The 26,403-nt window shown below is 63.3% G+C and carries 30 protein-coding genes; 16 read left to right on the top strand and 14 right to left on the bottom strand.

Annotation, left to right across the window (positions count from 1 at the left end):
- Positions 1 to 33 precede the first annotated feature (33 nt).
- From ACSFDB_RS14215 to ACSFDB_RS14205, 3 genes are all read right to left on the bottom strand, one after another.
- Positions 34 to 1,506 (bottom strand): RtcB family protein, encoded by a 1,473-nt coding sequence (locus ACSFDB_RS14215; RefSeq protein ID WP_440771616.1) that lies wholly within the window; start codon positions 1,504 to 1,506, stop codon positions 34 to 36.
- 68 nt (positions 1,507 to 1,574) lie between these two features.
- Positions 1,575 to 2,669, bottom strand: a complete 1,095-nt coding sequence (locus ACSFDB_RS14210; RefSeq protein WP_440771615.1) for a DoxX family protein — start codon at positions 2,667 to 2,669, stop codon at positions 1,575 to 1,577.
- Positions 2,670 to 2,782: 113 nt separating this feature from the next.
- Positions 2,783 to 3,274: an archease gene (locus tag ACSFDB_RS14205; protein ID WP_440771614.1), complete on the bottom strand. Its 492-nt coding sequence runs from the start codon at positions 3,272 to 3,274 to the stop codon at positions 2,783 to 2,785.
- A gap of 201 nt (positions 3,275 to 3,475) precedes the next feature.
- Here ACSFDB_RS14205 and ACSFDB_RS14200 point away from each other — a divergent pair, with 201 nt between their 5' ends.
- Positions 3,476 to 3,952, top strand: coding sequence for a GNAT family N-acetyltransferase (locus ACSFDB_RS14200; RefSeq protein ID WP_440771613.1), 477 nt, complete (start codon positions 3,476 to 3,478; stop codon positions 3,950 to 3,952).
- 229 nt (positions 3,953 to 4,181) lie between these two features.
- Here the strand turns inward: ACSFDB_RS14200 and ACSFDB_RS14195 are convergent, their stop codons facing one another.
- The gene (locus ACSFDB_RS14195; protein WP_440771612.1) at positions 4,182 to 4,523 is read right to left on the bottom strand and encodes a hypothetical protein; all 342 of its coding nucleotides are present in this window, start codon (positions 4,521 to 4,523) and stop codon (positions 4,182 to 4,184) included.
- A 128-nt stretch (positions 4,524 to 4,651) separates the two neighbouring features.
- Positions 4,652 to 5,344 carry a YqjF family protein gene (locus tag ACSFDB_RS14190; protein ID WP_440771611.1) on the bottom strand — a complete coding sequence of 231 codons (693 nt, stop codon included), beginning with the start codon at positions 5,342 to 5,344 and terminating at the stop codon, positions 4,652 to 4,654.
- Between the two features lie 99 nt (positions 5,345 to 5,443).
- Between ACSFDB_RS14190 and priS the strand changes: the two genes are divergently transcribed.
- The 3 genes from priS (at position 5,444) to bcp (ending at position 8,718) form a co-directional block, all read left to right on the top strand.
- Positions 5,444 to 6,619 (top strand): DNA primase small subunit PriS, encoded by a 1,176-nt coding sequence (priS, locus tag ACSFDB_RS14185; RefSeq protein ID WP_440771610.1) that lies wholly within the window; start codon positions 5,444 to 5,446, stop codon positions 6,617 to 6,619.
- A complete protein-coding gene (locus ACSFDB_RS14180; RefSeq protein ID WP_440771609.1) occupies positions 6,616 to 7,557 on the top strand; it encodes a DNA replication complex subunit Gins51 in 942 nt (313 codons plus the stop codon). Before priS ends, ACSFDB_RS14180 begins: the two co-directional genes overlap by 4 nt.
- 681 nt (positions 7,558 to 8,238) lie before the next feature.
- Positions 8,239 to 8,718, top strand: a complete 480-nt coding sequence (gene bcp, locus ACSFDB_RS14175; RefSeq protein WP_440771608.1) for a thioredoxin-dependent thiol peroxidase — start codon at positions 8,239 to 8,241, stop codon at positions 8,716 to 8,718.
- A 235-nt stretch (positions 8,719 to 8,953) separates the two neighbouring features.
- On the opposite strand, the gene ACSFDB_RS14170 is transcribed toward bcp, so the two are convergent.
- Positions 8,954 to 11,221: a CDC48 family AAA ATPase gene (locus tag ACSFDB_RS14170; RefSeq protein ID WP_440771607.1), complete on the bottom strand. Its 2,268-nt coding sequence runs from the start codon at positions 11,219 to 11,221 to the stop codon at positions 8,954 to 8,956.
- Positions 11,218 to 11,466 (bottom strand): DUF7127 family protein, encoded by a 249-nt coding sequence (locus ACSFDB_RS14165; RefSeq protein ID WP_440771606.1) that lies wholly within the window; start codon positions 11,464 to 11,466, stop codon positions 11,218 to 11,220. Before ACSFDB_RS14165 ends, ACSFDB_RS14170 begins: the two co-directional genes overlap by 4 nt.
- A 288-nt stretch (positions 11,467 to 11,754) precedes the next feature.
- Here ACSFDB_RS14165 and ACSFDB_RS14160 point away from each other — a divergent pair, with 288 nt between their 5' ends.
- The gene (locus ACSFDB_RS14160) at positions 11,755 to 12,555 is read left to right on the top strand and encodes an alpha/beta fold hydrolase (protein WP_440771605.1); all 801 of its coding nucleotides are present in this window, start codon (positions 11,755 to 11,757) and stop codon (positions 12,553 to 12,555) included.
- Positions 12,556 to 12,756: 201 nt separating this feature from the next.
- Here ACSFDB_RS14160 and panB read toward each other — a convergent pair whose 3' ends face one another.
- On the bottom strand, positions 12,757 to 13,569 hold the full coding sequence (gene panB / locus ACSFDB_RS14155; RefSeq protein ID WP_440771604.1) for a 3-methyl-2-oxobutanoate hydroxymethyltransferase: 813 nt from the start codon (positions 13,567 to 13,569) through the stop codon (positions 12,757 to 12,759).
- 182 nt (positions 13,570 to 13,751) lie between these two features.
- Here panB and ACSFDB_RS14150 point away from each other — a divergent pair, with 182 nt between their 5' ends.
- Positions 13,752 to 13,985, top strand: a complete 234-nt coding sequence (locus ACSFDB_RS14150) for a DUF5822 domain-containing protein (RefSeq protein WP_440764475.1) — start codon at positions 13,752 to 13,754, stop codon at positions 13,983 to 13,985.
- A gap of 21 nt (positions 13,986 to 14,006) precedes the next feature.
- On the opposite strand, the gene ACSFDB_RS14145 is transcribed toward ACSFDB_RS14150, so the two are convergent.
- The 4 genes from ACSFDB_RS14145 to ACSFDB_RS14130 form a co-directional block, all read right to left on the bottom strand.
- Complete coding sequence (locus tag ACSFDB_RS14145; protein WP_440771603.1) at positions 14,007 to 14,546, bottom strand: HAD family hydrolase; 540 nt, start codon at positions 14,544 to 14,546, stop codon at positions 14,007 to 14,009.
- Complete coding sequence (locus ACSFDB_RS14140; protein WP_440771602.1) at positions 14,437 to 14,850, bottom strand: dihydrodipicolinate synthase family protein; 414 nt, start codon at positions 14,848 to 14,850, stop codon at positions 14,437 to 14,439. The genes ACSFDB_RS14145 and ACSFDB_RS14140 overlap by 110 nt, the downstream gene beginning before the upstream one ends.
- A 115-nt stretch (positions 14,851 to 14,965) precedes the next feature.
- Entirely contained in the window at positions 14,966 to 15,643 is a 678-nt protein-coding gene (locus tag ACSFDB_RS14135; RefSeq protein WP_440771601.1) for a helix-turn-helix domain-containing protein, read from the bottom strand.
- A gap of 357 nt (positions 15,644 to 16,000) precedes the next feature.
- A complete protein-coding gene (locus ACSFDB_RS14130) occupies positions 16,001 to 17,275 on the bottom strand; it encodes an HAD family hydrolase (RefSeq protein WP_440771600.1) in 1,275 nt (424 codons plus the stop codon).
- A 241-nt stretch (positions 17,276 to 17,516) separates the two neighbouring features.
- Here ACSFDB_RS14130 and gfcR point away from each other — a divergent pair, with 241 nt between their 5' ends.
- From gfcR to ACSFDB_RS14115, 3 genes are all read left to right on the top strand, one after another.
- Positions 17,517 to 18,167, top strand: coding sequence for a transcriptional regulator GfcR (gfcR, locus tag ACSFDB_RS14125; RefSeq protein WP_440771599.1), 651 nt, complete (start codon positions 17,517 to 17,519; stop codon positions 18,165 to 18,167).
- Between the two features lie 300 nt (positions 18,168 to 18,467).
- Positions 18,468 to 18,761 (top strand): hypothetical protein, encoded by a 294-nt coding sequence (locus tag ACSFDB_RS14120; RefSeq protein WP_440771598.1) that lies wholly within the window; start codon positions 18,468 to 18,470, stop codon positions 18,759 to 18,761.
- Between the two features lie 358 nt (positions 18,762 to 19,119).
- Positions 19,120 to 19,752, top strand: coding sequence for a DUF4399 domain-containing protein (locus ACSFDB_RS14115; protein WP_440771597.1), 633 nt, complete (start codon positions 19,120 to 19,122; stop codon positions 19,750 to 19,752).
- Between the two features lie 204 nt (positions 19,753 to 19,956).
- On the opposite strand, the gene ACSFDB_RS14110 is transcribed toward ACSFDB_RS14115, so the two are convergent.
- Positions 19,957 to 20,919, bottom strand: coding sequence for a transcription initiation factor IIB (locus ACSFDB_RS14110; protein ID WP_006108914.1), 963 nt, complete (start codon positions 20,917 to 20,919; stop codon positions 19,957 to 19,959).
- 162 nt (positions 20,920 to 21,081) lie between these two features.
- Here ACSFDB_RS14110 and rnhA point away from each other — a divergent pair, with 162 nt between their 5' ends.
- Positions 21,082 to 21,675: a ribonuclease HI gene (gene rnhA, locus ACSFDB_RS14105; RefSeq protein WP_440771596.1), complete on the top strand. Its 594-nt coding sequence runs from the start codon at positions 21,082 to 21,084 to the stop codon at positions 21,673 to 21,675.
- A 72-nt stretch (positions 21,676 to 21,747) separates the two neighbouring features.
- The gene (locus ACSFDB_RS14100; RefSeq protein WP_440771595.1) at positions 21,748 to 22,395 is read left to right on the top strand and encodes a DUF7108 family protein; all 648 of its coding nucleotides are present in this window, start codon (positions 21,748 to 21,750) and stop codon (positions 22,393 to 22,395) included.
- 27 nt (positions 22,396 to 22,422) lie between these two features.
- On the opposite strand, the gene ACSFDB_RS14095 is transcribed toward ACSFDB_RS14100, so the two are convergent.
- A complete protein-coding gene (locus ACSFDB_RS14095; protein WP_440771594.1) occupies positions 22,423 to 22,782 on the bottom strand; it encodes a PadR family transcriptional regulator in 360 nt (119 codons plus the stop codon).
- Between the two features lie 204 nt (positions 22,783 to 22,986).
- Between ACSFDB_RS14095 and ACSFDB_RS14090 the strand changes: the two genes are divergently transcribed.
- From ACSFDB_RS14090 to ACSFDB_RS14070, 5 genes are all read left to right on the top strand, one after another.
- Positions 22,987 to 23,517 (top strand): inorganic diphosphatase, encoded by a 531-nt coding sequence (locus ACSFDB_RS14090; protein ID WP_440771593.1) that lies wholly within the window; start codon positions 22,987 to 22,989, stop codon positions 23,515 to 23,517.
- Between the two features lie 311 nt (positions 23,518 to 23,828).
- The gene (locus ACSFDB_RS14085) at positions 23,829 to 23,963 is read left to right on the top strand and encodes a hypothetical protein (protein ID WP_440771592.1); all 135 of its coding nucleotides are present in this window, start codon (positions 23,829 to 23,831) and stop codon (positions 23,961 to 23,963) included.
- A 191-nt stretch (positions 23,964 to 24,154) separates the two neighbouring features.
- Positions 24,155 to 25,498, top strand: coding sequence for an alkaline phosphatase family protein (locus ACSFDB_RS14080; protein ID WP_440771591.1), 1,344 nt, complete (start codon positions 24,155 to 24,157; stop codon positions 25,496 to 25,498).
- A gap of 57 nt (positions 25,499 to 25,555) precedes the next feature.
- Positions 25,556 to 25,924 (top strand): hypothetical protein, encoded by a 369-nt coding sequence (locus tag ACSFDB_RS14075; protein WP_440771590.1) that lies wholly within the window; start codon positions 25,556 to 25,558, stop codon positions 25,922 to 25,924.
- A 63-nt stretch (positions 25,925 to 25,987) separates the two neighbouring features.
- A complete protein-coding gene (locus tag ACSFDB_RS14070) occupies positions 25,988 to 26,401 on the top strand; it encodes a DUF371 domain-containing protein (RefSeq protein ID WP_440771589.1) in 414 nt (137 codons plus the stop codon).
- Positions 26,402 to 26,403: the final 2 nt, after the last annotated feature.

Raw genomic sequence — 26,403 nt, 5'->3', positions numbered from 1 at the left:
CCGTATCGAACGAAGAGCGGTCCGACGTTGCCGTCACCCCTTGATGTTACACACGGGGAACGTCCGCGCTACCCTGTCGCCGATGCCGAGCTCGTCCGAGACGCGGACGACCTCGTCGACGTCCTTGTAGACGCCCGGTGCCTCCTCGGCAACCGTCGCGCCCGACTGCGCTTTGACGTAGATCTGGTCCTGGTCCTCGAGTTCCTGCTGGACGTCGCCGCCCCAGAACTCGTTTTTGGCCTGCGTGCGGCTCATCAGTCGCCCCGCGCCGTGGGCCGTCGAGCCGAACGTGAGCTCCATCGAATTCTCGCCGCCTCGGAGGACGTAGCTGCCGGCGCCCATGCTGCCGGGGATGATCACCGGCTGGCCGACATCGCGGTACGCTCTCGGCACTTCGGGATGGCCCGCGGGGAAGGCGCGCGTGGCACCCTTGCGGTGGACGTAGAGCTCCCGTTGCTCGCCATCGTCGTTCACCGTGTGCGTCTCCTTCTTCGCGATGTTGTGCGCCACGTCGTACAGCAGCTCCATCTCCATCTCCTGCCACGAGCGGTCGAAGACGCGCTCGAAGACCTCCCGCGTGCGGTGCATGATCAGCTGGCGGTTGACCCACGCGAAGTTGATCGCCGCGTTCATCGCGCCGTAGTAGTCCTCCGCGAGCTGCGAGCCCGCCGGCGCGGCCGCCAGCTCCCTGTCCGGGAGCTGGTCGAGGAGCCCCTGGTGTTGCTTCTCGATCTTGCGCAGGTAGTCGTTACACGTCTGGTGGCCCAGTCCGCGCGAGCCGCAGTGAATGAGGACGACGATCTGGTCTTCCTCGAGGCCGTACGCCGCGCCCACGTCCCCGTCGAAGACGTCGGTCACGCGCTGGACCTCGAGGAAGTGGTTCCCCGAGCCGAGCGAGCCGATCTGGTTCTTCCCGCGGTCCTTGGCTTTCTGGCTCACCTTGTCGGGATCGGCGCCCTCGCGCATCCCTTCGTCCTCGCAGTGGAGCAAGTCTTCTTCGACGGCGTGGCCGTTCTCGAGGGCCCAGTCCACCCCGCGAGAAAGGATCTCGTCAACGGTGTCGACGCCGGCTTCGACGATACCGCCGCCGCCGAGTCCTGACGGGATATTGGCAAATAGCGAGTCGACGAGTTCCTCCTCGTGACCCTGCACCTCGTCGTAGGTCAGGTTCGTCCGCATCATCCGAACGCCGCAATTGATGTCGTAGCCGACCGCTCCTGGCGAAATACAGCCGTTTTCGGCGTCCAGCGCGCCGACCCCGCCGACGGGGAAGCCGTAGCCCTGGTGGCCGTCGGGCATACAGATCGCGTGGTTGGTGATTCCGGGCAGGTGGGTCGTGTTTGTGATCTGCTCGAGCGTCTTGTCGTCCTGAATCTGCTCGAGGAGCGCTTCGCTCGCGAGCACTCGTGCGGGGACGCGCATGTCGCCCTCCTGTGGGATCTCCCAGACGTATTCACGCACTTTCTCGAGCGTGATGCCGTCGGCGTCGAACGTGGTGTTGCTCATACGCACAACTGGACGCCGGACGGTGAAAGAAGTTCGTCTCTGCGGTCGACCGAACGGGCGCGGGTCCGTCAGTCCCCGCCGGTCGGCATCACCTCGAGTTCGTCGGCGTCGGTCGCGACTCGCTCGAGGTGGCCGTCGACGGCGTACGGGCCGCCGCCCGTGATCAGGAGCACCGAGGCCATCCCGAACAGCGCGACGTGAGCGAGCACGGGATCGTCGGGGAGGGCGAACAGCGTGAGCGTGAAGACCGCGATCGCCGTCCCGGCGCTCGCTCGGGTGAACAACCCGGCGATCAGCGCCAGTCCGAGGGCGACTTCGGCGAGGCCCGCGCCCAGTACCCACAACTCGGGGCTGGCAGGGACGGTCGCAGCGAGATCGTAGCGATCGACGACCGCGAGGGCGAGTCCGGGCTGGAGGAGTTTCTGTGTCAGGCCGAGATAGATGAACGTCGATCCCAACCCGAGTCGGACGACCGTCGGCAGGTAACGTCGGTAGCCGTCGACTCGCTCCTGCAGCGTTCGCGCGCGGCCGTACACTGGATCGATTCGTCCGTAGACGGTCCCTCGCGTCCCGGCGACCCGCTGAAGGACGTGATCCGCGCTCGGCCGGCCGCTTCCGATCAGCGCGATCGCGAGCAGCCCGCCGACGAACTCCCACTGCAAGAGGAGTACCGGCCAGATCACGACGCCCACCAGATACGCGGCGAGCGTGACGAGCGCGACGACCCGGGTCGCGAGTCCGAACAGCAGACAGAAGCCGAGCACCACCTGCAGGATTCGCAGGTCGACCTCGAGTGCGGGACTGATGAAGTAGCCCGCGAAGCCGGCACCGATCAGGGGGATCCCCAGCGAGATGCGCAACAGCCAGGGAACGTAGTCGGTGTACTCTCCCATCGCCGTCTGGAACGCGGCGAGGTCGCGCTGGAACGGACGGAAACGGAGATAGCCCGCGATGGCAACGGTGACGGCGAATGCGCCCACCAACAAGGGCCCGACCACGAACGGATCGGTGAGCGTATCGCCGAAAAACGTCGGGACGTCGACGTCGTGTTCCTCGTCGACGACATACTCTTCGTGTGCAGCGACCGTTCCGGTAGCGACGACTGCGAGGGAGACGATACTCGCGGCGAGCAATCTCGAAACCCGGCGGCGTCTCTGATCCACTCTCGAGCCTACCGTGGCGAGCGTAAAAACACGTCTGCTGTTCGGCCGTGCATGTGAATCGACGTCCAGCTGCGATGGGCGTCCAGCCGCGGATGGGTGCGAAGGTCGAGCGATCAAACGTCGAAGACGACGTACGCCTCCCAGCCGCCCTCGTCGGACGCTCCGGCGTCGACTCGCCCGAGGCGCATCTCCGAGTAGGTCACGGCCTTCACCTCGCGGGCGTCGATCTCGTCGAGCGGAACGCCGCGCGTGCTGGCCTCGAGGGTCCACTCGGTCTCGTCGTCACCCACTGTACCGGCTCCCGGACCGTTTTCGTCGGACGTCTCGATTCGCTCGACCCGGTGATCGACCGGGAGCGCCGCTCGCACGTCCCGTTCGTAGATCAGTTCGTCGAGGTAATCGAACAGCAGGGCCTCGCGGTTCTCTGCGCTCACGGAAAGCGAAAATCGGTCCCCAACTCCCTCGGGGATGTCGTCAGCCGAGGCGGCCGCGAGCCCGTCGGCGACCGCGGCGAAGACGGCCTCGAGCGTGTCCCCGGTCGCGGCGACCGCGACGTCCGCCGTGTGATCGCGGAGTTCGAATCGTCCGCCCTGTGCTCGTGTCATCGGTTGGTGGCTACGAGTTCGGCAACCGGGATGGTATGCTCGTCGGTTTCGCCGGCGCGCGGTCTCGCATCTCGTAGTCCCCAGGGGCGTTTCGGTCGTCGACCGATCGCTCGATCGGTTCTCGAAGCGGGTCACTCGTCTGACGTTACGAATCGTCAAGTGCCGGTGGAATTATATTGACGACGCTGGTAGGGTGAAACAGTGAGCGTCAATATCGACAGCTGCGTCGTCACGCCGGGGAGTGACGACTACGTCGACGAAGCCTGGCAGCTCAAAGAGGAGATCAACGAGCGGGAAGGCGTGCTCAAACAGCGCCACGATTTCTTCTCCGACGCCTACCGTCGGTCGACGGTCCACTGTTACGTCCGAGAGGGAGAACTGATCGGATTCGCGGCCGTTCGACGCGACGGCTACATTCTCTTTCTGGCGGTCTCCCCGGAGCTCCGCGGCGAGGGCATCGGTAAACAGCTCGTCGCTCGCGTGGCCGAAGACCACGACACGATCACGTGTCACGCCCGGACGAGCAACGAGAACGCCCTCCAGTTCTACGAACACCTCGGCTTCGAGATCAAACGCCGCATCGACGACTACTACGAGGACGGCGGCGACGCCTACTACCTGAAACTCGGCTCCGACGTCGGCATCACCGACAAAATCTCGGAACTGATGCGTCGCTGAACGTCGATCAATCGATCGTCGTTCGCTTTTCCTGCGCTCTTGTCCTCTCTCTCTCGAGTGACTCGACGTGTCCGACTGTCGCAATCGTTTCGGACAGGACCAGCAGTCCAATCGCTGCCGAACGTGCTCGAAGAATTGCATCGACCGGCGGTAATCGAGATCTTAGAGCGCGCTGCTGCCGCCGAACGCGTCGAGCGTGTAGGGAACCAGTACGGTCGGGGTTTACGTCTCACTCCGCTTCGTCGCCGAGTAGGTACCTGAACGCGACGTACAACACGACGAACAGCACGACGAAGACCGTCAGCCCCTGAACGGCCATCGTGAGACGGCTCTTGCCGCCGGTATCGGGTTCCTCGTCGGCAGTCGGTTCGTTGCTTACAGTTACCTCGTCGTCCGTAGTCGACCCGTCGTCGCGTCGTTCGTCGAGCGGGACCGTTTCGTCGACGGCCTCGAGAATCGGGTCACGTAACGGCGTCTCCAGTCCGGCGCGCACCGCTTCCGAGACGAGCAGTTGGATCAGGTCGTTCTCCAGGTCGACGTCGTCGACTACCGCATCGAGTGACGGAGTCATTAGCCTGTCACGTGAGTACACTGTGCAGTCGGATAACTGTTACACGAGACCAGGCTGTTACCGGGACCATCGATTCAATCTCGCGCTCGAGTCGACTTCGAGTCGACTTCGAATCGGCTCTTGTCGCGTTACTTCGTCCGCTTACTCTCGGACGCAGTCGTCTCGACGCCGGGGCTGTAGAAGTGAACCGGTTCGGACTCCGGCGTGGAGAACCCGTTCGCCCGAAAGAGCGTGTTGGTCTCGATTTTGACGGCGGCGTCGTACAGCGGCCACGGCTCGTGATCGATGGTTGCGTAGCGCAGCGTTCCGTCCGGGGCTTCGGTGTAGTAGCGGTAGCGCGCCGTGAGAAACGCGGCGAGCGTGTCCGGTTCGGCGGTGTACCGGTCGCCGACCGGGCCGTACGTCGCGTCGAACTGAACCGGTCTGGCCCCGGGGTGACGACGGCGATTCGTAAATCGAACGCGGCCGTTTTCTCCACGAAGATCGATGCTGGCGTAGTAGTACGGGAGATAGTGAAAGAGCCGAGCGCCGAGCACCGCGAGAAGTCCGTCCGCGTCGAGGCTGAAGAAGTACACGCCCGGGGCGCCGTCGTGGGTCACGTAGGTCCGGAGATTGAGTTCGGGGAGCGGAATCCCCGCGCCGGACGGGAGCATTCGCGGTCGGACATCGACGTTCGTGAACGGAACGACCGAGAGCCACGCCCGTCCGTCGTGGGTCTCGAGTGCGAGCGCCTCCGGGAGGTGGGGTTCGACTACGGCCGGATCGACCGGCCAGTTCGCGAAGAGCACGTTCCGCCAGCCCATGTGCAGTGATCCGAGCATCGGTTCACGATAACGGATGACTAGGAGACGGAAATAGCTGCGTTCGGAGTCGACCATCCGGCAGGATTATACCCCCGCACGCACGACTACCCCAGACGCATGGAGGAGCGAACGAGGGCCTATCTTCGCGGTCGATTTCGTGATCACTACCGGCGGACGGAGATCACGCCGCCGCCCGCGGCCAACGAACGCGAGTGGGGCTACATCCCCTGGACCGAAGGCCCGGATACGACGATGGTCCGCCACCGGTCGCTCCTCGAGTTAGGCGATCTTTCGGAGTTTCTCGTCCGGAAGCGGCCACAGCACGTCTACTTCTCGGCGGGCCGATTTCGCGATCCCGGTGCCAGTTCGATGCACGCGAAAGACTGGCAGTCCGCGGATCTCGTCTTCGACTTAGACGCGGATCACCTGCCGAGCGTCACCCTCGGCGAGGACTCCTACGCCGAGATGCTCGCGAAGTGTAAGGACGCCCTCTTTCGACTGATCGAGTTCTTAGAGGACGATTTCGGCTTCGAGGAACTCGAGTTCGTCTTCTCGGGCGGCCGCGGCTATCACGTCCACGTCCGTGACGAGAACGTCCTCCATTTGGATCGAGAACACCGCCGAGAGATCGTCGACTACGTTCGCGGGATCGGAATGGACTACGAGGAACTGATCGACACCGAGACCGTCGCGGGGCTCGGGCGAAAGACGCCGACGGAGCGACGAACGCTCGAGATCGACGGCGGGTGGGGCAAGCGGACTCACGCCCATCTCATGGACTACATCGACGAATTGCTCGCACTGGACGACGAGGACGCGTTGGCGCGCCTGCAGGAGTTCGATGGTATCGGCGAAGGCAAAGCGCAGGCGACCCTCAACGCGGCCCGGAACAACCGCGAACAGCTCGAGGCGGGTAACGTCACCGTCCACACCGCGGTCTCCCAGCTGGCAGAGCGATTCGCCGCGCAGGCGGTCGAGCGCGACAACGCGCCGATCGACGAGCCGGTGACGACCGACACGAACCGGCTCATCCGCCTGCCGGGGAGTCTCCACGGCGGCAGCGGACTGAAAACGCTGCGACTCGAGCGCGACGAGATCGCGGAGTTCGACCCCTTAGCCGACGCCGTCCCCGAGACGTTCCGTGGCCACGAGATCACCGTCGATGTGACCCGCGGCGGCGAGGTCGAACTCGGGGGGGATAGTTTTACGGTCACGGAGGGTGACCAGTCACTACCAGAGTACGTTGCCGTGTTCCTGATGGCACGCGGCCGCGCCGAGAAGGAGAAAGAATGAATTTAGACGAGTTGCGTTCGGTCCAGAGCAAGGAGCGCCAGAAGGACAGCCTCCAGAATCTGCGCCCCTCGTTCTACCAGGAGGTCGGCGAGTACATCGCCGATCTCGAGGACGAACGCGACCGCGTTGCAGAACAGGCCGACGACCCCTTTTCCTCGCCCGAAGTCGGCCGGCTCACCGACGAGATCGAGACCGCCAAGGACGTCGTGGAAGCCGTCTACGAGCGACGCATGGGCAAACTCGTCAAACAGGCCAGCCTCGCCGCGGCGGGGATGCCGGCCGACGACGACGGGCTGACCGCGGAGGAGGCCGACCTCTTCGACGACCTCGTCGAGCGCATTTCGTCGAACAAAACGCGTGTGCTCGACGTCCTTGAGGGGCTCGATACCGAGGCTGGGTCCGGTGGCAGCGACGGAGCCGATCCCGAAGCCGGAACCGACGCCGGTGTCGGCCCCGATCCCACGACCGTCGAACGCGACCCCACGGCCGTCGATCCGATCGACGACTCCGGATCGACGGAGCCTAAGGACCCGCCCGAGGACGCGCCACCGGTGCCACCGCAGGACGGGCCGACCGACGTCGACTCGAGTCCCGAATCCGATGGGGGCGAGACAGTTGCCGATGGGTCCGACGGCTCGAGCGGCGTCACGCCCGCCGACGTCATGGGCGGTGACGGACCGGCGATCGACGACCCCGAGTCGCCGCCGGAAACCACCCCGGCACCGCCGGAAGATGTCGGCAGCGACGGGAAAGCGGGTGCAGACGACGGCAACGAAACCGATGTCGACCGCGTCACCGTCAAGATCACCCGCGACATCGGTTCGATTCTCGGCGTCGACGACCGCGAGTACTCGCTCTCGGCGGACGACATCGTCACCCTGCCCGAGCAGAACGCGACGCCGTTGCTCGAGCAGGAAGCGGCCGAATCGCTCGAGTAGCCTCTCCGAACCTGTGTTGTCATGAGTATCCGGTCCGCTCGAGCGGGCTGTACACACTGGCAGCGGTGATCGCTACGACCTCTCCAACCGAGTTCCCTTCACGGATACTCCGCAACTTCCACGCCTGTTCTTACAGAGTTCGCGTATTATCGATCAGAAAGTAGTCTTATGTCCCCCGTATTCCACGTACCATCGCTCCGATTACGGTTTCGAAAGCCCTCAGCGGCCTCGCGGTCGCTGCGACGCGAGCCCACTTCGCCCTTTCAGTCCGCCAGGGTCGGCCGTAAGCCTACCCTCCCCGGTGAGGGAAAGCTTTGCTTTCGCGATGCTCGGAAGCGCACGCGCTTCCGTAGGATCGTGCGGCGCTCGCAGCGCTCGAGTCGCACTCTCGGCCATGGCGCGCGCTGACGGCGCGCCCGAGCAGTACGAGGGTGTGCCGTCGACATTGCGCGAGGGGCGAGTGAGCGTAGCGAACGAGTCGGCTGGGGAGGATGGGGCCTTGTGGGTGGGACTTTCGAGGTCGTTCCGTCTCTTTTCCGCTTCGGTCCGTCACATACCGTGGACTAATCTTACGACAAACCAACCGTTAACGCCTTCCACTAGAGCGAACACGAGTATCGATCCGAAATTTGCCCATTCGCAAACCACAACGCATACATCGGCCCTCGCTAACAGACGGCCATGCTCGACGTCGGCGACGAAGCACCCGAGTTCGAACTATCTAACCAGCACGGCGAGACCGTCCGCCGCTCAGATTTCGACGGCGAGCGACTCGTCGTTTACTTCTACCCGCGTGCGAACACCGACGGCTGTACCACCGAGGCCTGCGGGTTCAACGACGCGCTCGCCGAGTTCAACGACCGCGACGCGAACGTCGTCGGCATCAGCGACGACCCGGTCGAAGATCTCGAGTCGTTCGCCGCGGCGTACGATCTCGAGTTCGACCTCCTCTCGGACGAACTCGGCGAGGTCGCGACGCTGTACGACTCCTACGGCGAAAAGAAGATGTTCGGCAACACCTTCGACGGCGTCTTCCGCAACACGTACGTCGTCGGCCCGGACGGCTCCATCGAGGCCGTCTACGAGGACGTCGATCCTGAGGGCCACGCCGAGGAGGTTCTCGAGGACCTCGAGGACTCGTCGGCCGAACTCGCGACGTAATCGACTCGCAATCTCCGTTCCCGGTGTCTCCCTGACGTAGTTCAGCAGTCGTTTCGCCGATTGGTCGTCGCTCGAGACCGGTGTCGCCAGTCGTCCGCTGACAACCGGTCGAACAGGGCAGTTTGCTCGGGTCCATTTCGCCGGAGCTGTCGCTCCGCGGGGTTCGATGCGTCAGAAAAATCGCACGCGGTAACTGAGAACGTCTCAGTTCGCTCTCGATCGCTCGGGGCCGCCCTTACTGGAAGGTGCGGCCGAGCTGATCCTGTTCCTGGGCCGGTTCGGCCTGCTGGAACTGCTCTTCGATCTCCTCGTAGCGCTCGCGCGTCTCGGGAGTCACGCTCGGGAGGACTTCCCTGAGCGCGTGTTCGAAGTGCTCCTTGCTGATGCGGACGTTACCGATCGAGTCGGCCATGTCCTCGGGATCGACGGAGTTGATGAACTCGCGGCTGGCGGCCATCGACGCCTCGCGGCAGACCGCTTCGATGTCGGCGCCGACGTAGCCTTGCGTCTCGCTCGCGAGCCAGCCGAGGTCGATCGCGTCGGCCAGCGGCTTGTTGCGGGTGTGGACCTCGAAGATCTTCTCGCGGGCCTCCTCGTCGGGGACAGGGACGTGGACGTGACGGTCCAAGCGGCCCGGCCGGAGCAGCGCCTTGTCGATCAGGTCGGGACGGTTGGTCGTCGCGATGACGACGACGTCCTCGAGCTCCTCGAGCCCGTCGAGCTCCGTCAGGAGCTGGCTGACGACCCGTTCGCCGACGCCGGAGTCGCTCTGGTTCTTCCCGCGCTCGGTGGCGATCGAGTCGATCTCGTCGAAGAAGATCACGGTCGGTGCGTTCGACCGCGCCTTCTCGAAGATCTCGCGGACGCCCTTCTCGGACTCCCCGACGTACTTGTTCAGCAGTTCGGGGCCTTTGATCGAGATGAAGTTCGACTCGGCCTCGTTGGCGACGGCCTTGGCGAGCAGGGTCTTCCCCGTGCCCGGCGGGCCGAACATCATGACGCCCTTGGCGGCCTCCATATCCATGGCCTCGAAGACCTCGGGGTAGTCGAGTGGCCACTGGATCGTCTCGCGGAGGCGTTCTTTGGTGTCGCCGAGTCCGCCGACGTCGTTCCAGGTGACGTCGGGGACTTCGACGAAGACCTCGCGCATTGCGGAGGGTTGGATGCCTTTGAGCGCCTCCTTGAAGTCACCCTTCGTGACCTGCAGCGACTCGAGCACCTCGGCGTCGATCTCGTCTTCCTCTAAGTCGAGGTCGGGACGGATGCGACGCAGCGCGTTCATCGCGCTCTCGCGGGCGAGGCTCTCGAGGTCGGCGCCGACGAAGCCGTGCGTGTTGGACGCGTAGTGGTCCAGATCGACCGAGTCGACGAGCGGCATGCCGCGGGTGTGGACCTGCAGGATCTCCTTGCGGCCGTCCTTGTCCGGGACGCCGATCTCGATCTCGCGGTCGAACCGACCGCCGCGACGGAGCGCGGGGTCGATGTCGTCGACGCGGTTCGTCGCGGCGATGACGGTGACGCGGCCGCGTTCCTCGAGGCCGTCCATCAGGCTCAGGAGCTGGGCGACGACGCGCCGTTCGACGTCGCCGCCGGCGTCTTCACGTTTCGCGGCGATCGAGTCGAGTTCGTCGATGAAGACGATCGCGGGAGCGTTCTCCTCGGCCTCTTCGAAGACCTCGCGGAGCTTCTCCTCGCTCTCGCCGTAGTATTTCGACATGATCTCCGGTCCGGAGATCGTCTCGAAGTGGGCGTCGATCTCGTTGGCGACGGCCTTGGCCATCAGGGTCTTCCCGGTGCCCGGCGGGCCGTGCAGGAGGACGCCCTTCGGCGGCTCGATCCCTAACTGCTGGAACAGTTCGGGGTGGCGCATCGGCAGTTCGATCATCTCGCGGACCTGATCGAGTTCGCTGTCCAGGCCACCGATGTCCTCGTAGGTGACGTTCGGAACGCCCTCGGCGGAGCCGCCGGGACCGCCGGAGCTGACCTGTTCGGCCGGCGTCTCGGAGATCTCGATGTTCGTCGAGTCCGTGATAACCACGGTGCCCGACGGCGACGTGCTCGCGATCTTCAGCGGCACCGACTGGCCGGAGCTGGCCATCGGGCCAAAGGAAAGCGAGAACGGGACGGTCTGGCCTTCGGTGACGGCCTGTCCCGAGAGTTTGTCGCGGACGAGCGGACCGATATCCCCGCGAATACGGAGGTTCTGGGGGAGCGCGACGGTGACCGATTTGGCGGGGTTGACGTCCGCGGGTTCGATCTCGACGCGGTCGTCGATCCCGACGTCGGCCTCCTGGCGGAGACGACCGTCGATTCGGACGATCCCGCGACCCTCGTCTTCGGGGTAGCCGGGCCACACTCGCGCGACGGCCTGGCTGTCGCCCTTGCCGTCGATGACGATGTAGTCGCCGTTCTCGAGATCGAGTTCGCGCATCGATACGCGGTCGATCGCGGCCAGTCCACGCCCTGCATCCTTCTGTTTCAGTGGTTTAACTGTAAGTTTCATAGGTCACCTTCTATCTCGACAGTGAGGACGCCGTTTTTCATAAACGTGTGCGCGTCGTCTGCACCGTCGGGAAGATCGAATTCGTACTGCTGGTCGTCAGCGACTACGATAACCGTGTCGTCGACGAGGTCGACCGTGGCCTCGATTCCGTGGGGCCCGAAGTCGACGGCCAGCACCGCACTATCGTCGTACTGGTACTGGCGTGCTAACTGCCCTTCGTTCCGGGTGAATTGTTCGAGTGTCATGCTTCAACTAACCCAAGGTAAGCACCGGAAGTATATAAACCTTTCGCCGACTAATGCGCAGACGGGGCCGTTTTCGGAGAAAAAGCATTGTTCGTAGTTCACACCAAATCTGGCCGAGTTACGTGACTGCTTCCCTCGAAGAACGGGGCTCGGGTCGACCGGGCTGTGTCCGCCCACGAGCTCGTCGACCGGCTGGTTCCGATTCGGACTCGAGGCGAACTGAGCGAAAACTGGTATCGGTGCGACGCTCCTCGAGAATTTAAGCCACCACCCCTCGTTCGAACGAGTATGGAGACGGTAACACACCACGGCCGAGAGACGGCCTACGACGTCGCCGACCGCGGCGGAGACGGCCCGCCGATCTGTTTCGTCCACGGAAGCGGCGGGTCGCGAGACGTCTGGTCCGCCCAGCATCGCCTCGCCGACCGAACCCCCGTCGTCACGCTCGATTTGAGCGGTCACGGCGATTCTGACGATATCAACGCCCAAGCCGGCTACACGACGCTCTCCGCGTACGCCGACGACGTGTTGGCCGTCGTCGAGGCGACCGAGAGCAGGGTTCTGGTAGGCAACTCGCTGGGTGGTGCCGTCGTCATGCAACTCCTGATCGAGCGCGACCCGGATATCGACGCCGCCGTGCTGGTGGGGACCGGCGCACGACTGGGCGTCCTCGAGGACCTCCTCGACTGGCTCGAAAACGATTTCGAGCGCGCTATCGAGTTCCTCCACGAGCCGGACCGCCTCTTTCACGACCCCGATCCGGCGGTCCGCGAGGAGTCGGCCGAACAGCTCCGGGAGACCGGCCGGGCCGTCACCCACCGGGACTTCCTGACCTGCCACGAGTTCGACGTTCGCGACGAACTCTCGGCGATCGACTGTCCCGTTCTCGCAGCTCACGGCGAGTACGACAAGTTGACGCCGCCCAGATACCACGACTACCTCGCCGAGGAGATCGACGACGCCTGGATCGCGGCGCTCGAAGACGCCGCACATCTGGCGATGGTCGAGCAACCCGAAGCGTTCAACGCGGCAATCAACGAGTTTCTGGATATCGTGTCCGAGCAGGGTGGAGACACCACCGAGGAGTGACGGCAGCCGACCGACCCGACGCGAGAACAGTCGACGATTTCGGCGACGACTGCGTCCCGACGCAAGCGGGAAACGCGTGGCGCCCTCGGGGGCGATGGCGACGTCTCGACGCCGAAGCAACATCTCGAACCTGCGGCCGAACTGTGCGCGTCTGCACCAGCGGAACTCGTTTCTGGGGTAGCGAAACTCGCCTCGTTGCGGTTAGTAGAGCTCCTCGAGATCGCTCTCTTCGTGGCTGTGTTCGTCGGCCGGGAACTCGCCGGATTCGACGGCCGAGACGTAGTCGTCGACGGCCGACTCCATTTCGGCACGGACGTTTCCGAACTGTTCGGAGAAGGAAGGCGTCCACTCGCTGATACCGACGGCATCGTCGAAGACGAGCACCTGGCCGTCACAGCCCGGGCCGGCACCGATACCGATGGTTGGAATGTCCAGTGCGTCGGTGATTTCGGCCGCCAGATTCGAGGGCACGTGCTCGAGCACCAGCGCGAACGCGCCCGCCTCCTCGTGCTCGACCGCAAGTTCGAGCATTCGTTCGGCGGCCGCCTGATCGGTCCCCTGTCGGGGGTAGCCGCCGTACTGGTTGACGTGCTGTGGCGTGAGTCCGAGGTGGGCCATCACCGGAATACCAAGCTGGACCATCTTCTCGGTCAGTTCGACGGTGTGGGGGCCGCTCTCGAGTTTGACCGCCTCCGCACCCTCCTCTTTGAGCATTCGTCCGGCGTTCTCGAGGCTGTCTTTCTCGTCGACGCCGAAGGAGAGAAACGGCATGTCGGCGACGACGAGCGCGTCTTCGGTCGCGCGCGAGACCGCGCCGACGTGGTGGGCGATCCCGTCGACGGAGACGGGCACCGTCGTTTCGTGGCCGAGCACCACGTTACCGACGCTGTCGCCGACGAGAATCATGTCGACGCCGGCGTCGTCGACGATTCCGGCCGTCGGCGCGTCGTAGGCCGTCAGCATCGTGATCGGTTCGTCGCCTGCTTTCTCTCTGACATCCCGCACGGTAGCCATACCCACAGGTTCGTCGCCGACGATTAAATGCCACCGTTCTTCGGCGGGATCGACAGAAGGAGTTCGAGACTGCCGTACGACCGTCTCGTTCGCGGACGGACCTGCACTCACGACTCGTTCGAGCGGAACGCCGAAGCGTCGAACACGGAGAAATTAAGAGGGCTGGGTCGCCACTGTCGGTCGTGCCAGAACCCGTCGAAACGACCACTCCCGAGGGCGTCGACTACGGCTGGGTGATGCAGGTCACCTTCGTAGCCACGATCCTCGTCGGTGCACCGATCGTCGCCCTGCTCTCGGTGAACGCCGATCTGCCGAGTTGGGGCGCCCGAGCCGAGTTCGCGATCCGGGTCGGAGCCCCGATCTGGTTTCTGACGGCCATCGCCGTCTTCGCGTACGCGAAGCGAACGCAAGAGTAGTCGACGGAGCCGAACGGCCCGTTAGACGCCTGCCGGACCGTCGTCCACGAACTCGAACGCGACGCCCGCTCGTTCTGCCGTCAGTCGATCCCGCGGCGAGTCACCGACGAACAGCGCCGTTTCCGGCTCCGCCTCGAGCGCCCGAACCGTCTCGAGCAGCGGCTCCGGATGGGGCTTTTGCGTGCCGACCGTATCTCGGCCGACGACTGTATCGACGGCGTCGAGCAGATCGTGCGTCTCGAGTGAGATTCGACAGGCCGCCTCGCAGTTGAGCGAGCAGACGCCGACGGGGACCGTTTGCTCGAGTAACTCGTCGGCGTGAGTGAGTCGCGGCGCGGTCTCGGCGCCAGTCCGTTCGTGGGCGGCGATGGCCGACTCGACGTCCGCCTCCAACCCCACGTCGCTCGCGGTCTCGAGCAGTTCCCACAGGTCCTGACTCGGTGGCTCGACGTCAGCGCGCTCGTAGACCTCGAGGACGTCGGTAGCTACGGCGTCCCAGTCGACGTCGAGGTCGACGAGCGTTCCGTCCAGATCGTAGACGACAGCGTCGTAATTGGTCACGCCTCGTGATACGAGCGGTGGACGAATAGTGACTTCGGTCGCGAGAGCGAGGTCGACCGCGAACGCCGATCTCTCGTTTGCCGATCTCCTCGACGAGAGCGAACTGGCCGACGAGTACGACGGCGCACTCGACGACATTCGTCCGTTCATCACCGGTCTGCAGCGAAAACTCGCCGTTAGTGCCCAGCGGAAAGACGCTGCGGACGTTCCGATCGACGACGAAACGAGCGTGGCCGGCCGTCGTCTCGTACTCGACGGACTCGTCGTCGTGAAACGTGGCGACGGTCGCTGGAAGATGCCCCACGACGAGAGCAGATCGTCGGAGCCTGGATCGTGAACGGGCATCGCAGGGGTCCGGGACGAACGAGTTACGTTCTGCTGTCAGCTACAGGACGGCCGCGATGGCGGTACTCACCGCCTTAGTCGGTTGCCAACTCTCCCGATGGGTCGTCCAGTTGCTCGCTCGCGAGCACGCGGTTCGCGCGGCGAAGCCGCTCGGAGAGCGCCTGATGGGAGATGTCGAGTTTGTCCGCCAGCTCCTCGAGCGAGATCTCGCGCGGCACGTCGTAGTAGCCCTGTCGGTAGGCCTCGGAGATGGCCTCCTGCTGGGGTTCGGTCAGTGCGGCCGTCGTCTCGAGGTCGTCGTCCTGTCCGGCTTCGACCATCCGGCGGACGTCGACGCGAACGCCCTGGTTCTCGATGGCGGAGACGGTTTCGGAAAGCTCCTCTCGCTCGGGAAAGAGCAGTCGGAGCGTCCACTGGCCGTCGGTAACCTGCGCGTCGAGTACAGTGCCGCCGTTGGCGTAGACCGACCCGCAGACGGAGCTGACGGCTTCGCCGTACTGGAGGCGATAGAACCACTCGCCGTCGGCGGCGGTCTCGAGCAGACACTGGTGGTCGTCGACGGACGGATCCGCATCGAGTGCCGCCTCGAGGTCCTCGGGATCGTCAGTCGAGAACCAGACGAGGGGCATCGTTCGCGTCGGTCCCTCGGCGACGACGCTTTCGACCCTGACCGTCAGGTCCGGCAGTCGTTCGAGTGTCTTTGCGAGCGCGAACTCGTCGGTCGACAGGATGAGCTCTGCGATCGTCGTCATCAGTCGACCACCCCGTATAGCAGGCTCGAGTCCGGTTGGTGTACGGTGCGGCTATCGTGGGTGGATCGGGACTCGAATCGTGTCATAGTACCACGCAGATCCGCATTCTCGGTAGCGAGCGCGCCTCGTCGGCGGTTCGTCGTCGATGAGAGTCGCTGCCCGCCCGTGACACTCCCGCCTGGATCGTGCTACTACTCGATACCGCACCGATTCGATTGATGAGCGGGCTTTTGTGTTCCAGCCGTTTAAGACAGCATCTCACGGTCGATGACGGTCAGTAGGACGGCAGTGTCGAACGGTCCCAGTGGAGTGGCGGCAGTGTGAACGATCTCGGTGTATCGACGGTGTCGAACCGGCTCAATCGAGGCGGGCCAACCGATTCAGCGCGTACACCGTCCGGAGGATGTCGACGCTCTTCCCGCGGTCGAAGACGAGTTCGTCCGTCTCGAGGACGTGCTCTAAGGTATCCTGCGAGGCGTGTTCGGGCGCGGCCGCGATTCCCGCGTCGGTTTCGTCGACCCACTGCATGACGCGCAGATCGCTCTTCGAGTCGCCCATCACGAGGCTAAACGGATCGTCGACGTCCAGGACGTCGAGCGCCCGCTCGACGCCGACGACCTTGTTCAGTTCGAGGCTGCCGATTTCGGCCGCGTCAGCCTCGTAGTAGGCGACGTCGATCCGCTCGAGGACATCCGCGAGCGTGTCGGGGACGGCGTCGGGTTCGAGGTCGGGGTACTCTCCCTCGCTCTCGAGGACGCCCCTGATTTCGGGGTCTTGGCCGGCGTAGAAGGCGCGAGTCCAGTCGACGACCGTCTCGTCGTCGAGCACGGTTGTACCGTTCCCGTCGCCGTTCGACTCGAGTGCCGTCTCGACGGCGTCGGCGAGCAGGTCGATCAGGTAGACCAGCGCCGTATCGATGGTCTCTCTGGCCTTCGTCGAGCCGGTCTCATAGTTTGGCTTCATCGTCACGTTGAACTCGTTGCCCTGCAGGTGACAGCCCCGTCGGAGATCCTCTGGGGCCTCCGGGAGCACTCGCGAGCGAACGTCGTCGAAGACGTCCCGGATCTCGTCGTCCAGTTCTTCGTAGAGAAGCTGTTTCGTGTCCGCACCGTGGCCCGGCGTGAAGACGCCCGTTCCGGCCTCGTAGACGATCGAGAGCTCACCCGAGTGGACGATCTCGCTCCCCAGCCCCTGAATCGCGAACCCCTTGACGTTCTCTAGGGTCTGGCCCGTACAGATGACGATCGGAACGCCGGCCTCGTGAAACTCGGTCAGTTCGTGAAGCGTGTCGCGTGGAATCTCGTTGTCGGTGCCGCCGGCCGACCGCAGCGTCTCGTCGACGTCCAAAACCAGTACGTTCACCGCGCGGCCGTACTTGGCCTCGAGATCCAGTGCCGTGAAGGCCTGATCCCGGTTGGCTCGGGAGACGACCTCCGCGAACGTCTCGCCGGATGCGAAGTCGGATCGAATCTCGTTCTTCCGGCGCTCGAGTTCCTCGTTCGCCCCCTGCCAGTGCTCTAACGCGACGCGAGAGTCGACCGCCGGGAAGACGTCGACGAACGCCTGATACTCACGTAGCGTCTCGGTATCGTAGTCGTCGTACAGCTGATAGACGAGATCGTAGCGTTCCATGCGTACAACAGGCGGGAGCAGGCAGATAATCGTTTTCAGTACCGGTCGTCTGGGAAGGGGCACTCGAGGCCGGGACGTACAGGGTGTTCTGGGGACAGCCTCTTTGAGAGCAACGCTCTCCAATGGTCGGCGAATCTTCGATTCGGCTCGGTATCGGACCGCTTTGCGTTCTGAAGACGGCTAACGCGGTAGGTTTTCACCTCGCAACTTCTATAAAAACGGCGCTCGAAATCCCAGTTATATGAAAAACGTCGACGACCTGATCGAGAGCGCGGCCGAGCTCGCAGCGCGCGGGCTCTCGAAGGGGGAGATCGCGGACGAACTGAACGTCTCGCGGGAGACCGCGAGCTGGCTCGTCGAACGCAGCGGCGCGACGACAGAGCCGACGGATCAGTCGACACAGGCTACCCAACCCGCAGGCGGCCCACAGGACATCCACGTCGACTGGTCCGCGATTGGAAGGGACAGCAAACGGATGGGAGCGATCGCGGAAGCCATGGCCGACATGCTCGCCAAACACGGCGAAGACGTCGATCTGACGATCGGGATCGAGAAAGCCGGCGGTCCGATGGCGACGCTCATCGCGCGCGAACTCGAGACGGATCTTGGGACGTACACCCCGGCGAAACACCAGTGGGAGGAAGGCGATATCGAGGACCTCGGCGGGACGTTCAGCCGAAACTTCGCGGGGATCCGCAACCGCGAGTGTTACATCGTCGACGACACCATCACCAGCGGGACGTCGATGCGCGAGACCATCGAGGCTATCCGGGCCGAAGGTGGCGAACCGCTCGCCTGTGTCGTCCTCGCGGACAAACAGGGGCTCGAGGAGCTCGAGGGGGTCCCGGTTTACTCGCTGTTGCAGGTCATCAGCGTCGGGAAGGAGGAGTAGCCGAGCCGGACGCAATCGACGTATCAGACCCTGTTTACGAGTTTCTCGAGTAAACCGATCAAGGCTGCAACGATGCGGGTAACTACCCGTTTTCGGACCCCGCATCGATCGACGCCCACTGTGGGTTTCGGCTGAAACGGTCGACAGTCGAATCTATCAGTGTGCTGATTAACGCGCCGTCGATCAACGTCTATTTTCACGGCACAACCAGTTCGATATAACAGCCGTTTGTCGCCCAACCACTGATACTAGGCTCCGAATTCTATTGACCATCAGTCGCCCCGTATTGAGTGGAGAGATATGACAGATCGACTCACACGCCGACGACTGATCGCACTAAGCGGCGCAGTCAGTTTCGCTGCGATCGCTGGATGTAACGATAACGGGGAAGGCCCCGGCGAGGACGAGGAAGATGTCGAGGACGACATGGAGGACGACGAAGAGGACCTTGAGGACGACACGGAAGACGAAGAAGACGATCTCGAGGACGATGAAGAGGATCTCGAGGACGACGCGGAAGACGAGGAAGACGACCTCGAGGACGACGAAGACGATGCAGAGGACGACCTCGAGGACGACGAGGACGACGTATAGGAGTCCTCAGTCGGGGAGTACGAGCGATCGGAAGCGATTCGCGGAACGGCTCGTTCTTCTCTCGTCCCGCTTCGATACGAACGACGCTTCGGACGGGATCGATTGTGCGTTCTAGTAGGGCCGATTTGCCTATCGACAGCGACGACTGGCAACGGAAACGAAGCCGTAGCAAGGGCAGGGGGTGAGCTTTTCGACGCGAAAGCGCGAGCTAGCGGTACCGCTCGTCGGCTCACTGCCGTGCTCGCAACCGGTGGGGGACAGGCATCTCAGAAGCGGGACTGATCGCCTGCTGGAGTAAGGCCCAGAAATGCGACCGCCCGATTTCGAGCCGCAGTGTGGACCGAGCGATCGAGTTACTATGACACGATCACCGACACGACGACGATACCTCACAGCCGGCGTTACGACCGGTCTCGTGGCGCTTGCAGGCTGTAGCGATCTGATAGAGGAGTACGACGAAGACGACGGTCCCGAGGAGGAAACCGGCGACGGGGATCGGGTCGAAGACGTCGATCACGAGAATCCGGAGGGCGAACTCGAGGTCGTGAGTCCGGACGACGGCGACGAGGTGACGTCCCCCGTCGAGATCGAGATGGACGTCGAGGACTTCGAACTGCAGGCGGTCGAGGACGACGGCGATGACGACGAGGCCGACGCTCCCGACGATGGCGCCGGACACCTCCACGTCATCGTCGACGAGGGCTGTGTTGATCCGGGATACATGATCCCGCTCGAGGACGGCTACCACCACCTGAGCGAGGGCGAAACCGAGATCGAACTCGACCTCGAGCCGGGAGAGTACGAGCTCTGTGCACAGGCCGGCGACGACCAGCACAACGCCTACGAGATGACCGACGAGCTCTCGATCGAGGTCGTCGAGAATGATGACGACGCTGACGACGGGAGCGAAGACGGCGACGAAAGTGACGACGACGATAACGGCGACGACGGAACTGGTGACGGCGACGACAACGGCAGCGACGAGAACTGAGTCGCCGATATCTGACGACCGGTGACGGAACAACAACGATACGGACAACATCGGCGAGGAGGACGGCACCAACGAGGGGGACGACACCGATACTGGACGATACCGATGTGGACGAGCCATCACACGACCGTCGAGACGCGTTGCTCGCTGCAGGTGCTGGCTGCCGACCGATCGCGAAAAATGGTGAACTGGTGAGCGGACGAGTTAGCCGTGGATTCCCATCGCTTCGATCTGTTCCTGATAGCGGTTCCGGATGGTGACTTCGGTCACCTGGGCCACGTCGGCGACTTCGCGTTGGGTCTTCTTCTCGTTACAGAGCAACGATGCAGCGTAGATCGCGGCGGCGGCGTAGCCGGTCGGCGACTTGCCCGAGAGGAGCCCTTCCTCGGCCGTCTTCTCGATGATTTCGTTGGCCTTGGTCTGGACCTCTTCGGAGAGTTCGAGTTCGGAACAGAAGCGAGGGACGTACTTTTTCGGGTCGACGGGACGCATCTCGAGACCGAGTTCCTGCGAGATGTACCGATAGGTGCGACCGATTTCTTTGCGTTCGACGCGTGAGACTTCCGAAATCTCCTCGAGACTTCGCGGGATGCCCTCCTTGCGACAGGCGGCGTACAGTGCGGACGTCGCCACACCTTCGATCGATCGCCCGCGGATGAGGTCTTCTTTGAGCGCGCGTCGATAGATGACGGACGCGACCTCGCGGACCGAGCGCGGAACTCCCAGTGCGGACGCCATTCGATCGATTTCGCTCAGTGCGAACTGCAGGTTTCGCTCCCCGGCGTCTTTGGTACGAATGCGTTCCTGCCACTTGCGCAGGCGGTGCATCTGACTGCGCTTTTTCGAGGAAATAGACCGGCCGTAGGCGTCTTTGTCCTTCCAGTCGATCGTCGTCGTCAGTCCCTTGTCGTGCATCGTTTGCGTCGTCGGCGCGCCGACGCGGGACTTCTCCTGGCGCTCCTGGTGGTTGAACGCACGCCACTCAGGACCCGGATCGATCTTTTCTTCCTCCACGACGAGCCCACAGTCTTCACAGATGAGCTCACCCCTGTCGGAGTCCTTTACGAGATTGTCCGATTCACACTCGGGGCAGGCACGCACCCCTTCCTGATCCTCGGTCTCGTCCGTCTCACGCGTTCGCTCCCGCTGGCGGGTGGACCGTGTCATCGCACTTTTATAGTAGTATCACCATAGTATATAAATCCTTGGTGGGTGCTCTGATCTATCCACGCTAATGTGTCGAAATGAGGCGGTACAGCTCTTCAAGGTCGTGATTTACAATTCGGAACCGGAAAGACTTTATCCGGCTCTCGACGACAACAGCCACGAATGCCGGTTATCGAGTGCGACGTCGAGGCGGCTCGAGAGCGACTCGAGGAAGCGGGTGTGACGGTCGAATCCGGAAACACGGACCACGAGCGATGGCGTGCGAGCCGCGGTGGCGCGACGGCCGTCGCGTACGACGACAAAGTCGTCATCCAGGGCGGAGACCCGCAGGATATCGAGGCACTGCTACGCGAGGGTGGTGGTCGCGCACACGCGTATTTCGACGGCGCGTGTCGCGGGAATCCCGGTCCCGCAGCGACCGGCTGGGTGATCGTCAGCGGCGACGGGATCGTCGCCGAGGGCGGTGACCGGATCGGTATCGCGACGAACAATCAGGCCGAGTACGAGGCGCTAATCGCGGCCCTCGAGGCCGCGAGCGACTACGGGTTCGACGAACTCCACGTGCGCGGAGACTCCGAACTCATCGTCAAGCAGGTCCGCGGCGAGTACGACACCAACAACCCCGAACTGCGGGAGAAGCGCGTGACCGTCCACGAACTCCTCGCTGCGTTCGACGAGTGGACCTTAGAACACGTCCCCCGGGAGGTCAACGACCGCGCGGACGAGCTCGCCAACGAGGCGCTGGATCAGGGCTGAGACCGAGAGCGGACGTCGCCACCGAAGCCCAGACCAGCAAGGGAAAAACCCTCGAGCGCCTACCGGGAGCTAATGTCCGATTCGAACGACCCGTCCGCCGGCTCCGGTCGGGAGTCCGAGGGGTCCCAGCCTGGGAGGGATACTACTGCCGACGAAGAGCTTCCTGCCGAAATCGTCGACGAAGCGGAGCGGCTCACGCGACTCGAGCGCACCGTCGCTGACGAGGGCGAAGCACAGGCTCACGCCGAGCGACGCGACGAACTGCTCGACGAGCACGACTTTACGCATCGGATCCGCGATGACGACGGCGACGACGTGCTCGTACTTCATCCGGAGGAGTGGCACGACGACGAGGCGGGCGTCATCCGAACCGACCGCATCGACGACATCTCGCGAGGCGTCGAGGTTCCGCTCGAGGGAACGGAACATCCCGACGACTGGGACGCGATCGAAGCGCACAATCGAGACCTCGTCGAGCGCGTTAGGGAGCGCCACGGCGACGTTCACGGCGACAACGCCTCGTTGCTCGCCGACTTCGTCGGCAACCACTACGCGAAGCGCATCGAGGACCTGACCGGCGCGGAGCTACGGGAGTTCCGGTCGGAGTACTTCGTTAGAAACGCCTGGCCGTCGGACGCACAACGAGACGCGCTCGAGGAGTCGATCACGCTCGTCTACGAGACGGCCGGGGTATCGGTCCCTGAACGGCGGGTCCGATAAAAACGTCTGGTGGAGTTGGTCGCGCGTTCAGTAGCTGTTCTCGACGATCTCGCTGATCTCTTCGGCGCGGTCGTCGCCGGTGACGACCTTCGAGAGCGTCCACTGGATGCCGTCGAGGACGGCGTCGTAGCCGTCGTCGGTCAGCGAGTACTGGTTCGTTCGCTTGTCAAGTTCGCTCTTCTCGACGAGACCCAGCTCGACGAGTTCGTCGAGGTTAGGGTAGAGACGGCCGTGGTTCACTTCGGTTCCGTAGTACTCCTCGAGTTCGCGCTTGATGGCCAGTCCGTACATCGGCTCTTTCGCGAGGATAACGAGGATGTTGTTCTGGAACGCGGTAAGTTCGCGTGCAATACTCTGATCGCCGCTGATTGATTGTGCCTCTGACATACCTGTGCAAATGTCATCAGACTATTTAAGACTTGTCAACCATTTCTCGGTATCCACCGATCGCCCGCGGGCAGATCGGGTACCGCAACGCCGAATACTGGTGGAATTCGGTCGAATCACGTCTTGGTGGTATCTGATGACCTTCACCCGTAAGGTGACATCGATTACGAAAATACTTTTTGATCGGCCATGAAGCTCGGGTACATGGGTAATCTCTGGGAAGATCTCGAGACTGGACCGAATCCACCCGAAGAGATTTACGCCGTCGTCGAGTGCCTCAAGGGCGAACGCAACAAGTACGAGTACGACAAGGACGTCCCCGGCGTCGTCTTAGACCGCGTACTTCACAGCAACGTCCACTATCCGAGCGACTACGGCTTCATCCCGCAATCGTACTACGACGACGAGGATCCCTTCGACGTGCTCGTCCTCGTCGAGGACCAGACGTTCCCCGGCTGTATCATCGAAGCCCGCCCCGTCGCGCTGATGAAGATGGACGACGACGGCGAGCAGGACGACAAGGTCATCGCCGTTCCGTCCGAGGATCCACGCTACGATCACATCGAGGACCTCGAGGACATCACCCAACAGCAACTCGACGAGATCGACGAGTTCTTCTCGAGCTACAAGAACTTGGAGGAAGGTAAGGAAGTCGAAACCCAGGGCTGGGAGGATAAACAGGCCGCCTACGACGCAATCGAACACGCTCAGGAACTCTACAAGGAGAACTTCTGAGAGTTCGTCGGGCACGATATTTTCGGACCGGCGACGGCGGCGAACGTTGCCGTCCGCTCGAACGGTCACAACGCGTATCGTCACGGTGACACAGCCGCGGTTGTATCGCGGCTCTGGACCGTTTAACTCTCGGTACTGTACGATCCAGTTGAATTCTCGTCGACCGGTGTGGCCCGCAGTTCGCGGCCGGTGGTCCACCGCCCCGTCGTCGCGAATCCCATCGAATTCGCGGGAGTTATGTTCGGCTGTATGGCTCATGCATTATGAGCATGGGTAATTTTATCCGGATGTCTCACCTTTCTAGACTCGTTATGGCAGCAACCAACTCGTCCGCACGGACGTCCGCCTCGGCAGACGACGCGGCCGAATCCGGTGCCGGCATGGCCCATCTGACGGTCATCCCCACTAACTTCGAGTCGACCGAACGGAACGGAACGGAGGACTGAGTCCGACACGCCACGAGGTCGTGCGACCGGGTGTGCACCGACTTCCAGTGGGGACGATGGTTCCCGCGAGCGCCGCTCGAGCCGACTCCGCCAATCGAGCATCGCCGGGGAGTACGTGAGTCGGTATCAAACCGTCTCAATATAGTGTCCCGAAACGAACCTTCTTGTATGCGGTCGAACTACGTCCGCCCATGGGTCTGTTCGATCGATTGCGGGGCGACGGAGCTCCCCGAGTCGCATTTATTGGGGTCGACGGCGTGCCGTACAGTCTCCTATCGGAGAACGAGGAACTGTTTCCAAACTTCGCTGCGATCGCCGACGAGGGGACGGCTGGCGAGATTTCGAGCATCGTCCCACCGGAATCCAGCGCCTGCTGGCCGTCGCTGACGACCGGAATGAACCCCGGCGAAACGGGCGTCTACGGCTTTCAGGACCGCGAGGTCGGCACTTACGACACCTACGTCCCGATGGGCCGGGAAGTCCAGGCCGACCGCGTCTGGGACCGCGTCCAGGAGGACGGCCGCCGCGCGACCGTGATGAACGTCCCCGTCACCTTCCCGCCACAGCGCAATGTCCAGCGGATGGTCTCGGGCTTCCTCTCGCCGGGGTTGGATAAGGCGGCGTACCCCGACGACGTCCGTGACTACCTCGAGACGCTCGACTATCGGATCGACGTCAACCCGAAACTCGGCCACCAGGGCGACAAGACCGAGTTTATTCAGGACGCCCACGAGACGATCGACGCTCGCTTCGAGGCGTTCGAACACTACATCGAGGAGGACGACTGGGACCTGTTCTTCGGTGTCTTCATGACGACCGACCGGGTCAACCACTTCCTGTTCAAGGACTACGAGCGCGACGGCGAGTACCACGACGAGTTTATCGAGTTCTATCGGAAGGTCGACGACTACATCGGCCAGCTTCGCGAGGCGCTGCCCGACGACGTCACCATGATCGTCGCCTCCGACCACGGCTTTACGAGCCTCGACTACGAGGTCCACTTCAACGAGTGGCTCCGAGAGGAGGGCTGGCTCTCCTTCGGCACGGACGAACCGGAAGAACTGGGCGATATCTCCGACGATACCAAAGCCTACTCGTTCATCCCCGGACGGTTCTACATCAACCTCGAAGGCCGCGAACCGCGCGGTGCCGTCCCCGAGGACGAGTACGACAAGGTCCGCGACGAACTCAAGGCCGATCTCGAGGCGCTCGAGGGGCCGGACGGCAAGAAAGTCGTCGAGCGCGTCGTCGAGAAAGAGGAGGCGTTCCGCGGCGACCACGACGATATCGCGCCGGATCTGGTCGCGATCCCGAACAAGGGCTTCGACCTCAAGTCCGGCTTCAAGGCCGATTCGGACATCTTCACCACCGGCCCCCGAAACGGTATGCACAGCTTCGACGACACCTCGCTGTACATCGACCACCCCGAGGCGACGATCGGCGACGCGGACCTCTTCGACATCACGCCGACGATCCTCGACCTGCTCGAGGTCGAGTACAGCCGCGGCGAGTTCGACGGCGCGAGTCTCGTCTGAGCACCGTCCCCCGTTAGCGATCGAAACGGCTTTTGTCACTCAGATGGACTGTAGCGCGTGAACGACTCGAGAATCGTCGCTCTCTCGCTCCTCCTCGCCGTCGGTCTCGCCGGCGTCGTCAGCGTCGTGACCGACAGTCTCGCAATTCTCGGACACACACCGATCGGGCTGGCGATCTACCTCGCCGTCGGAATCGGACTGCCCCAGTACGTGCTCGCTCGGCGTACCGGATCGCCGCTTCGACTCGGGCTGGCAGCCCTCGCAATCGGCGGAGCCGCGCTAACCGTTCTCGTCGGCGCTGCGATGGGCTCTCTGACCGAGGAGTGGCGTCTCGGAATCGTTCCGATCCTCTTTCTCGCCGTGTTCGGAATCCTGATTGGCAGCATCGTTCGTGAGTTTCGTACCGGTTTTCGGACACGGTCGTGACGTGGGCACACCGACAGTGATCGAATTCGAGGCCGTTTTCCGGCCCGCAACGAACTGCTGGGCATGGAAGAGCTCATCCGCGCCCGCGGCCACGAACACGTTAGTGCCGAACACTCGAGCACGTTCGAAATTACGACCGACGACTTCCTCACGCCCGCCGGCGACTGCATTCTCGCGATCGAGGCCGACCGCGCGCCGGCGGACTTCGACCCGGAGTTCGTGGAGGCCTGCCAGGATGCCGACGCGACGATCACCGCGACTATCGAGGCTGGCGGGTACACGGATTCGGTGACTGGGCGGGGCGACCCCGACCTCGAATTCACGAACGAGCGCAGCGCGGTGGGTCGAACGAGCGAGTACGTCGACGACCGAACGATCGTCAACGACGCCGAGTTCGCGGCCGAGGGGTTCGATCGGGAGCTCGTCGCCGCGCTAGCCGACGGGGCCGAGGTGACGGTAACGATCAGCGTCGAGTGACG

It is taken from the genome of Natronorubrum amylolyticum (assembly GCF_052040145.1).
Taxonomy (GTDB): Archaea; Halobacteriota; Halobacteria; order Halobacteriales; family Natrialbaceae; genus Natronorubrum.
This window is presented reverse-complemented; position numbering and strand designations above follow the sequence as displayed.

Coding starts and splice junctions, on each gene's coding strand:
- ACSFDB_RS14115 (WP_440771597.1), top strand. CDS start 19,120: ATGACACGATCACCGACACGACGACGATACCTCACAGCCGGCGTTACG.
- ACSFDB_RS14100 (WP_440771595.1), top strand. CDS start 21,748: ATGTCCGATTCGAACGACCCGTCCGCCGGCTCCGGTCGGGAGTCCGAG.
- ACSFDB_RS14215 (WP_440771616.1), bottom strand. CDS start 1,506: ATGAGCAACACCACGTTCGACGCCGACGGCATCACGCTCGAGAAAGTG.
- panB (WP_440771604.1), bottom strand. CDS start 13,569: ATGGCTACCGTGCGGGATGTCAGAGAGAAAGCAGGCGACGAACCGATC.
- ACSFDB_RS14190 (WP_440771611.1), bottom strand. CDS start 5,344: ATGCTCGGATCACTGCACATGGGCTGGCGGAACGTGCTCTTCGCGAAC.
- ACSFDB_RS14135 (WP_440771601.1), bottom strand. CDS start 15,643: ATGACGACGATCGCAGAGCTCATCCTGTCGACCGACGAGTTCGCGCTC.
- ACSFDB_RS14070 (WP_440771589.1), top strand. CDS start 25,988: ATGGAAGAGCTCATCCGCGCCCGCGGCCACGAACACGTTAGTGCCGAA.
- ACSFDB_RS14090 (WP_440771593.1), top strand. CDS start 22,987: ATGGGTAATCTCTGGGAAGATCTCGAGACTGGACCGAATCCACCCGAA.
- ACSFDB_RS14080 (WP_440771591.1), top strand. CDS start 24,155: ATGGGTCTGTTCGATCGATTGCGGGGCGACGGAGCTCCCCGAGTCGCA.
- ACSFDB_RS14130 (WP_440771600.1), bottom strand. CDS start 17,275: ATGGAACGCTACGATCTCGTCTATCAGCTGTACGACGACTACGATACC.
- ACSFDB_RS14165 (WP_440771606.1), bottom strand. CDS start 11,466: ATGACACTCGAACAATTCACCCGGAACGAAGGGCAGTTAGCACGCCAG.
- ACSFDB_RS14170 (WP_440771607.1), bottom strand. CDS start 11,221: ATGAAACTTACAGTTAAACCACTGAAACAGAAGGATGCAGGGCGTGGA.
- ACSFDB_RS14095 (WP_440771594.1), bottom strand. CDS start 22,782: ATGTCAGAGGCACAATCAATCAGCGGCGATCAGAGTATTGCACGCGAA.
- ACSFDB_RS14110 (WP_006108914.1), bottom strand. CDS start 20,919: ATGACACGGTCCACCCGCCAGCGGGAGCGAACGCGTGAGACGGACGAG.
- rnhA (WP_440771596.1), top strand. CDS start 21,082: ATGCCGGTTATCGAGTGCGACGTCGAGGCGGCTCGAGAGCGACTCGAG.
- ACSFDB_RS14180 (WP_440771609.1), top strand. CDS start 6,616: ATGAATTTAGACGAGTTGCGTTCGGTCCAGAGCAAGGAGCGCCAGAAG.
- ACSFDB_RS14085 (WP_440771592.1), top strand. CDS start 23,829: ATGGCAGCAACCAACTCGTCCGCACGGACGTCCGCCTCGGCAGACGAC.
- ACSFDB_RS14205 (WP_440771614.1), bottom strand. CDS start 3,274: ATGACACGAGCACAGGGCGGACGATTCGAACTCCGCGATCACACGGCG.
- bcp (WP_440771608.1), top strand. CDS start 8,239: ATGCTCGACGTCGGCGACGAAGCACCCGAGTTCGAACTATCTAACCAG.
- ACSFDB_RS14160 (WP_440771605.1), top strand. CDS start 11,755: ATGGAGACGGTAACACACCACGGCCGAGAGACGGCCTACGACGTCGCC.
- ACSFDB_RS14195 (WP_440771612.1), bottom strand. CDS start 4,523: ATGACTCCGTCACTCGATGCGGTAGTCGACGACGTCGACCTGGAGAAC.
- ACSFDB_RS14120 (WP_440771598.1), top strand. CDS start 18,468: ATGACAGATCGACTCACACGCCGACGACTGATCGCACTAAGCGGCGCA.
- gfcR (WP_440771599.1), top strand. CDS start 17,517: ATGAAAAACGTCGACGACCTGATCGAGAGCGCGGCCGAGCTCGCAGCG.
- priS (WP_440771610.1), top strand. CDS start 5,444: ATGGAGGAGCGAACGAGGGCCTATCTTCGCGGTCGATTTCGTGATCAC.